The sequence below is a fragment of the uncultured Gimesia sp. genome (assembly GCF_937910335.1).
GTDB lineage: Bacteria > Planctomycetota > Planctomycetia > Planctomycetales > Planctomycetaceae > Gimesia.
The window spans coordinates 1-8,493 of sequence record NZ_CALEMX010000035.1; the positions used below are offsets into that span (position 1 = coordinate 1).

Below are 8,493 nucleotides of genomic sequence, written 5' to 3' on the forward strand. Positions count from 1 at the left end.
TGCAGCCGGATACCCCAGAACTCTATTTTTGTCGCGATTTGAAAGGATACGGCTGGTGTTTTTTAAAGGGCGACTATTTGAATGTGGGGATCGGTCGCGAGGGGGAAAAGCAACTGTCGGCAGTCCGAGAAGAATTTACAGATTTTTTGGATCAGCAAGGGCGTGTTCCCAAGGAAATTATTGGAAAATTTAAAGGACATGCTTATCGTTTATATGGTTCTCAGAAACGGACGATTATTGATGATGGTGTGTTGCTGATTGGTGATGCCATTGGCATGGCATCGCCGCAAAGTGGAGAAGGTATCCGTCCTGCTGTCGAAACGGGGTTGATCGCCGCGGATGTGATTCGGAAATGTCAGCAAGACTATGGCAAGGATCGATTAATGGTCTATCGAGAGAAAATCTTGGATCGGTTTGGAGAGTGGGCGGATACTTCTCGTCCAAGCGTGTTACCTGCAGTGTTTCGGCAATTTCTCGGACGGTGGTTTATGTCTTCGCAGTGGTTTACGCGCAAGGTACTACTTGATCGCTGGTTTTTACAAAAACACTTACCGCCACTGATTCGTAATTGAAGACAACTTGATTTCAGGCGCAGTGAAACCAGGTTGTAGCAATTCTGGAAACAAAACACTTAACTCAATTTGGACCATTCGAGTTCGATCCCCTGCTTTGTCAAAGTAGACTGAAATTCTTCAAGTTGCCTTTTATTGTTTCTAATTCCGTGCGGCGTAGATGCGTGTGAAATGGCATAGGCGCAGAGTGCGCCCGCGGCTTCACCAATGGACCATTCTACGGGGTGTAGTCGATAGCAACCATTCGAAAGATGAGTCGTACCAATGTTTTTACAGCCGGGAATCAGGTTTTTAATACGCTGTGGTAGCATGGCTCCCAGCGGAATTTGAAAAGGAACACTGCCCGTGTCGATATAGTTGTCTCCACCAGAACTGGGATGAAGGTCGAGGTGGTAATATCCGATGCCAACGGAATCCTCAAATGGTTTGGCCAGCAGTGGCTTGTGATCTTTTCCCATTGCTTTGAGCCGTTCGGAATAGGAAATATCCTGTTCTTTGATCGTTAATTCAGCCTTGATGCGTCGTGACTCACGAATATAGGGATACTTTGCAAGCCCATCTTCGGTGTCGACAATGTCCTTTCGCAGGCGCAATCCTTGCCAGCCTTGTTTACCATCGGGCCGTGGTACTTCGGTTTGCAACCAATATAATAGTGACAAACTAAGCTGTTTAGCGGCATTGAGATGTCGTTTGCGTTCTTCCGGAGCGACATCTGTGATATTCCCCAACATATAATCGTTCTGTGGCCAATTGATAACTGTGATATCACTGGCGTATGTGCCGGGGACGAAGTTATTACGATCGATCATCCTGCGATACAGCCAGAGGTTCAGCGATTTTGTTTTTGGCGGTGGTGTCTCTTTTCCACAGGGAACAAAGGAAAGCTGCTTGGGTTTTAAAGTTCGCGGATAGGAATAATACAGCGAAAGGATTTTTCCTGACCAGGCCGGAGTTAATGCAGGAACGTGGTTCTTCCAGAAATCATACATCGCAGGGCGTTCAATCGTGTGGTCTTCCCCTTCCAGATGATCGATGGCAAAACAATGGGTAAATGACTGGATGTTTGCAGGATTGGCTTGCTCCGGTGCATGCGGTTCGTTGGTTACAGTTCGTGATTCCGCACCCAGGAAGTATTCTGTTCCCGAGAGAGGCAGCAGGTCCCCTTCTTCACTGGCATCAATAAAGTAGGTTCCATGTAGAGTGACAGGTTTGTCTGCACCTTTTGTATGACAAGTAACCGTTTCAACTTGGTCGCCCGTCACAGAAGCCCGGAATGGTTGAGTATTCAATAGTAACGTCAATTGGCCACGACTGATATCAGGAGCCAGCATTGATTGTAGAGCCGCGATGCCGACTTTCGGTTCGTGGCAGATGCGTGAGACAGAGCCATTGCCCGGATTCAAATTGGGAATTGATTGTGCTTTAGTGTTTAACGGATAATGTTGCTTGTAGTAATTGCGAATCAGCGACCGTAGTTGGGCATACGATTCAGTGCGGCCAAATGTTTCAATCCACCTATGCTCATCGGGAGGTACCGCCTGTTGTGAAATCTGGCCGCCGATCCAGTCAGTCGGTTCTGTCAAAATCACGCGGGCGCCGTTGCGGCAGGCTGCTAATGCGGCTGCGCAACCTCCCAGACCCCCACCAATAATTACAACATCTGCTTTAAGTTCACAAGGGTGGGATGCGTAGCATTTTCGGGATTGCAAAGCCTGCAGAAAAGTGGGGGAAAATATTCCCGAACCGAAGATTCCACACTGTTCCAAAAAGTGTCGTCGTTTCATGAGATTCAATTTCAAGAATGCGGATGTTTAATAGAAACATCGAATCAAGTGAAATGGAAGAGAGAGAACACAGAGGAAAATAGAATTACCATTTCACTTCTGTGTTCTCTGATGGTTTTGTGTAAAAATACACACCAGTTGAGTTCAAAAATAAAGCGCTTCGACTTATTTATCCTTGCTCAGAAGTTTATCCATCAAAAAGGAATTCGTATCTTTATATTGTTTTGATTTGGAGACTCCGGGAATCAGAAGATGGCATTCTGTGCCCGCCTTGTCTGCTTTTTCTTTCATTTTGACGCCATACACAGGGTGATGAATCCCATGGCCTGCGTTTTCTGAAGGAAGCTTCATATTGTTGTTGTAGGTCATTAAAAGTGGAGGATCATCGGAAGTCAGATGGTTGTAAGGTGAAAATTCCTTATAGAGTGCTTCATGTTTTGGATAATTATCCATCACGTCCTGCATGCTCTTTCCGCCTACTGCTTTATGAATCATGTTGTGTTTGAGCACATTCGGTCCAAGCCACGGTTCAATGACTTTAGGGTCAATCGAAGTCTGGCCTCCTCCGACGGCAGCCGCTGTCACTCGCGTTGATTCGCGTAATACAGGGTCTTTCGATTTGGGGTCAGCCAGATCATCGTGTAGTAAAAGCCACATCGAAGTACAGGCCCCTGCACTGCCACCTGTTAATGCGATTTTATTTTTATTGAGATTCCATTCACCGGCTTTGGAACGAATGAACTGAATCGCACGAGCGGCATCATGTACGGGAGCCGGCAGTGGTGCTTCTCCTGTCAAACGGTAGTTTACCGACGCGTAAGATATGCCCTTGTCAAGAAACGGCTTGATATTTCCAATACGGGCTTTGTCACCGCCGATCCAACCACCTCCATGAATGTGGACCAGTATGGGGCGCGGGCCTTTTCCTTCGGCCTGCCAGAAGTCCAACTTGTTCATCTTATAGGGTCCGTAAGAAACATCGGCCTGTGTTGGCTTTGGATTTCCTTTTTTATCTGCTGCATTAACAGTTGATGTTAATAAACATAAAGTCGTAATCAGGGAAAAGAGGAGTCGCAGCATAGCCTTGTATCCTTTGCATATGGTGAAAATTATTATAATGCTTGAAGTTGCCTCCAATGGAAAGTAAGGGATAAATTATAACCGAATCAAAGCGGTTGTGTATGCAGACAGGGATTTATTTCCAGTGACGATTGAGGAATGATGCGACATGGCTCTCGAACAGAATATTATGCACCCGGAAAGGCTTCAATTGCTAAACGATTGTAGCGTGAAATGAAAGCCGGAAAACTCGGGTCTATCTAGTAAGGCAGTATAAGATTTGTCAAAAATTTGTGTGTGACAAAAACTCGCGCATCGTTTAAGCGGCACGCTGCTCTTTTGAGAGGTTGTCAGAATCCGGATGAGGCTCAGGTTCTGTAAATGGAATCATATGTTGGTGACTCTGATTCACTTGTCGGTGTCGATTCATCAGAAAGACAACGATGCCTGTAAAAGCCAGTGTAGGCAAATGATAAGTATCAATGAGTTCTGTAAAATGTTTTCCAATGAAGGATCGATTCAATACCAGAACGATAAATACATAGAGTCCGATGCCAATTTTCAACTGTTTCGAAATCTGATGATGACTTACGGAAGAACGGGTTAGTAAATAGATTCCGGGAAAGATACCTACGCAATGCTGGCCCCAGGTGACGGGTGAGTACAGCAAGATCAGAGCGGAAATCGCACCACATTCCCAAAGAACGCGTTCATCTTCTCGATCTTGAACCCTTTTCCGAAAATTCCAGGCAACCAGCGCTAGACAGAATAACATTGTAAATTTCACGATTCGCCCTGCAGTTTGAGGGGAGAAGTCCAGGAAATCAATATAGAGGGGTGAATCGATTCGGGCATTATGTTCCGGTGAAAGACGCATCACATATCTAGCTAATGTCGGCTTAAGTGACATGTTGGATAAAGGGACTTCTCCTGCTATGCCTCGCGAGGGGTCTGTTTCCTGAAGACCTGTCAATACATTATGACTCCAATGCAACAAGGTCACTTTGTACTCGGAGTAGCCAAGTTTGAACATGGGAGACAGCGTGAAAAAGACGGCAGCCCCAAACGTAAAAGCAGCCATCTTCCATTCGCGTTTTAAAATGAAATAAACCCAAAAGAGTGATGGAGTACATTTCAGGGCCATCGCAAAGCCCAGGAACAGACTGCCGAGAATTTCACGCTTTTCGCGCCATAAATAAACGCTCAACCAAGAAAGTGCCACTAATGCAAGATTGACACCACATTCAAGCATATCTCTCACGAGATACCGACTCGAAAGCATAATGGCAATCACCGTTGTCCAGAAGAATAGATTACGCTTCAGGGGGAAATGTTTTTCGCATAAACGATCCAGGCACCAGATCAAAAGTCCCAGAGCAATGAAAAAGAGAGGATAAATCAGCAAGTAAGCAGTCTGCATCGGTATGTCAGCCAGAACCGAATGTACAAAACCCCAAAATGGTGGATAGGGGTAATTGTGATTTGCAGTATAGAGGAATTCCCCTGTTGCTAACATTTCTCCAGATTTCCAATGCAGCGGGAAATCTCCAGGCGTGCTTCTGAAAATTCTCAATAACTGAATGAAAGAGATAATAATCCCGAGGGAAATAAAAGCTCGTTTCCAATGATGTTGTCGGGAGGCAAACCATTCTTTAACTGTTTCAAGCTTCATGACGATGGCATTCCCGAGTTAAAAACAACGTACTGAATCAATACGAGGGTTGAGCTTTATATTCTCCAGGTACAATTGAATATCGGTTTTTACACGTCTCTGAAACAAGTTACAAACGAAAAAATGAGCTGTTTCGAGGCGGATAGTAGGCGAATTCGATATCTTGAGTCAATAACGGGTTTTACCGTATTCAGAGTCTTGGAAATGACCGGTATCTCAAAATCGATTGAGATTGCCACTGAATAAAACGAGAGTGACAGGTTTCCTGGGTAGAAAATCAGAGAATAACTCGAGAGGGGTTTTTCAATGTCAGACAGTTTCGATTCCGGCTCCATAGGAATTGAAAAAATCTCAGGCACTGACCCGGCTATTGATTATGCGAAAACTGATCTGGGTGGTTCCTTTTTATGAATTATGAGATTAGGATAGGGTTGCCAAAATGGTGTAAGAACTAACAACAGCGATTACAAATCTAGTCGGAGAATGTTCGCATGAAAGATTTCGTTTCTTATGGAATTATCGGCCTATGCTATTTGATGATATCTTTGCAAATTCTTGTGGCAGATGAAAAATCAGACTCCATTCCAGCGGAGGAAACCAAAAAACTTTGGAAGAAGATGGCACCCTTTTATGAGCCTCCGAGTCAATTCAAAGACAATTTTGGGAAATATCAATCTCCTTTAAAATTTTATGATGGTCGTACAGTCAAAACACCAGAGGACTGGCAACAGCGACGGCAGGAAATTTTGAAGACATGGCATACGAAGATGGGCCAATGGCCGCCCGTGAATGAAAATCCTCAGATTGAATATCTGAAAAAAGAACATCGAGATAACTTCACTCAATACACAGTTCGATTTGAGATCGCCCCCGGACATCCCAATACCGGCTATCTGTTAATTCCGGATGACGCAAAGGCAGATCTATCAACACCGGCAGTGCTCGTCGTATTTTATGATCCCGAGACTGGTATCGCGCGCAAAGGCAAGGATCGCGACTTTGCCTACCAGTTAGCGAAGCGTGGGTTTGTGACATTCTCAGTCGGCCACGATTATTCACTCTACTATCCCAATCGCGAGAACGCAGAGATTCAACCGCTCTCCGCGTTGGCGTATGGAGCCGCGAATGCCTTTCATGTGTTAGAGAGTCGTAAAGAAGTGGATCCCAAACGGATTGGCATTGTCGGACACTCTTATGGTGGGAAATGGGCCATGTTTGCTTCCTGTCTCTACGACAAGTTTGCCTGTGCTGCCTGGTCAGATGGCGGGATCGTGTTTGATGAAACTCGGCCTAGTGTGAATTACTGGGAGCCCTGGTATCTGGGTTATGCAGGGCCCGACTTTCGCAAACGTGGTTTGCCGACGAAGGAAAATCCCCGCACGGGGCTCTATAAAAGTCTCATCAAAGAAGGGCACGATTTGCATGAATTACACGCTTTGATGGCGCCACGTCCGTTTCTGGTTTCAGGTGGTTCAGAAGATCAACCCAAACAGTGGCGGGCATTGAATCACAGCATCGCCGTCAATCGATTTTTAGGTTATGAAAACCGAGTGGCAATGACCAATCGCGAAAAGCATTCGCCTAACCCAAAGTCCAACGAACAGATGTATCAGTTCTTTGAGTATTGGCTCATGCAGAATCAGTTGCAAAATAAATAAATACCTTTACTGCGGAGCTGCTGACAAACGGAATTGTCTTGATACAATGAGGGTCCAGTCAATTGAAGGTCGAGCATTAGCTCGACTCAAATTCGCGGCTTGATATACATACTCTTTCCTCCCATCTGCATAAAGTGAGACACGAAAATGACGGAAGTTACCCTGCCCTCTCAAAAAGACTTCAAATTAACCGGAATCATACTTTGTGTGATCGGTGTCATTTGTCTGATCACTCCGTTTGTCGCGGGAGCTGCTGTGGTGATGGTTTTGGGTTGCCTTTTGCTCTTTGGCGGGATTCTATATGCGATTCAAGGAACGCGTGTAGGTGATGTCCCGGGAAAGACTCAGCACTTACTTTTAGGTGCTCTGATGATTCTAGGTGGATTTGGAATTATCAGTCATCCACTCTTCGGCTTATCATTTCTAACGTTGCTAATGGCGATGTTTTTTATCTTCGAAGGTGTCTGGAAGATTGTGATGGCGTTGGGAGCAATACCAGCGAACGGGCGCAACAGCATCCTGTTCAGTGGAGTCATCTCTCTATTGCTCGGCGGATTGATCTGGAGTCAATGGCCACTATCCGGCTTATGGGCCGTAGGTACATTAATGGGAGTCGATTTCTTGCTGACCGGTTTCTTCCTGATGAATTTGAGCAGCACGATCGCCGCGAATGAGCCAGAAACAGTCGAAACGACTATAGCAGAAAATTAAAAGAGTTTACTGGAATTGACTTGAGAGGGCCTGAATGCAATCCACTCTTCATCAGGGAGCAGGAGGTGCTGCCGGCGGAGTCTGCACTGGTTTCAGCACTTTGACCTCGGTTTTAAAACTACTATTTTTAGCATAGCTCTTACTTCCCAGTTGGGCGGTATGATTGGGCGACATTCGATTTCTGTAAATGACCAGACCGTCAATGGCATGATACAAGGCGGAATAATCGACGGGTTCCTCTTTATTTTCGATAATATCATTGGCCATCAATGAAATCGCTCTGCGGACCCATTCTTCATTCAGACGGTCATCGGGTAGCGCCATCATCAGGAATTCCAGAGTATGCCCGGTCGTTTCCAGTCGTTCCTGGAAATTTTCACTGGCACTCTTTTGGAAGAAATAATCGTAAGAAAAAGAACCGTCAAAATTTTGCATCGCGCGGGCTTCTTCGATGTAACGCTGGATTTTCTGATCTGCTTCCAGCCAATAGCCTCGCAGTCGTTGCCCTGAATTCTTGTAAGTGTTTCTGGCATAAGCGAGCGCGAATAACGCATGAGTTCCTCCACAGGCAGAGTCATTCGTAAGCGTCTGATTTTGCATGTAGACCAAATCTTCCATTCGCCACTCTTCCCCCTTTTTGTCCAGCCATGTGGCGTCGGGGCCAAGGTAATGCACGAGAGCCCAGAGGGACCAGGTTACTTCCTCATTTTCCTGTATCTCTTTTTGAGCATTACGGACAATGTCGGCGACAGTAATCGGGCCATCGGGCGTTTGGAACTTGTGATCTAATGGGACATCTGCCATCGCGAGCACCGCCATCGACTGATTTTTATGTCCTTCAAAGGCATTCTCTTTAGTATATGGATGCGGACGGCCTCCAAATTCGGTTTTTTGAAACCAGGGTTCTTTGTCGTAATAAACACCGGAGGAAATCCATTCCAGGCCGTTAACGACTTTCCCTTCTTTTTTCAGTTCATAGTCTTTTCGAAATGCCAGTATCCCGTGGAAGATTTCCCAGGGAGAGTGCTTCTCTGATT

The 8,493-nt window shown here is 45.6% G+C and carries 6 protein-coding genes and 1 pseudogene; 3 read left to right on the plus strand and 4 right to left on the minus strand.

Translation table 11 applies throughout. From position 1 onward, the window contains the following. A pseudogene (locus Q0668_RS01420) lies at positions 1–572 on the plus strand (NAD(P)/FAD-dependent oxidoreductase); the annotation flags it as partial. Positions 573–631: 59 nt separating this feature from the next. Here Q0668_RS01420 and Q0668_RS01425 read toward each other — a convergent pair. The 3 genes from Q0668_RS01425 to Q0668_RS01435 form a co-directional block, all read right to left on the minus strand. Beyond that, entirely contained in the window at positions 632–2,356 is a 1,725-nt protein-coding gene (locus Q0668_RS01425; protein ID WP_298859214.1) for an FAD-dependent oxidoreductase, read from the minus strand. 165 nt (positions 2,357–2,521) lie between these two features. Beyond that, a complete protein-coding gene (locus Q0668_RS01430; RefSeq protein ID WP_298859217.1) occupies positions 2,522–3,436 on the minus strand; it encodes an alpha/beta hydrolase in 915 nt (304 codons plus the stop codon). Between the two features lie 298 nt (positions 3,437–3,734). Then, a complete protein-coding gene (locus Q0668_RS01435) occupies positions 3,735–5,087 on the minus strand; it encodes a glycosyltransferase family 87 protein (RefSeq protein ID WP_298859220.1) in 1,353 nt (450 codons plus the stop codon). Between the two features lie 491 nt (positions 5,088–5,578). Between Q0668_RS01435 and Q0668_RS01440 the strand changes: the two genes are divergently transcribed. Continuing rightward, positions 5,579–6,745 (plus strand): sialidase, encoded by a 1,167-nt coding sequence (locus Q0668_RS01440; protein ID WP_298859222.1) that lies wholly within the window; start codon positions 5,579–5,581, stop codon positions 6,743–6,745. Positions 6,746–6,892: 147 nt separating this feature from the next. After that, positions 6,893–7,456, plus strand: coding sequence for an HdeD family acid-resistance protein (locus tag Q0668_RS01445; protein WP_298859224.1), 564 nt, complete (start codon positions 6,893–6,895; stop codon positions 7,454–7,456). A 51-nt stretch (positions 7,457–7,507) separates the two neighbouring features. Here the strand turns inward: Q0668_RS01445 and Q0668_RS01450 are convergent. After that, positions 7,508–8,493 (minus strand): hypothetical protein (locus tag Q0668_RS01450; protein WP_298859226.1); only part of this gene is annotated, 986 nt, incomplete at its 5' end.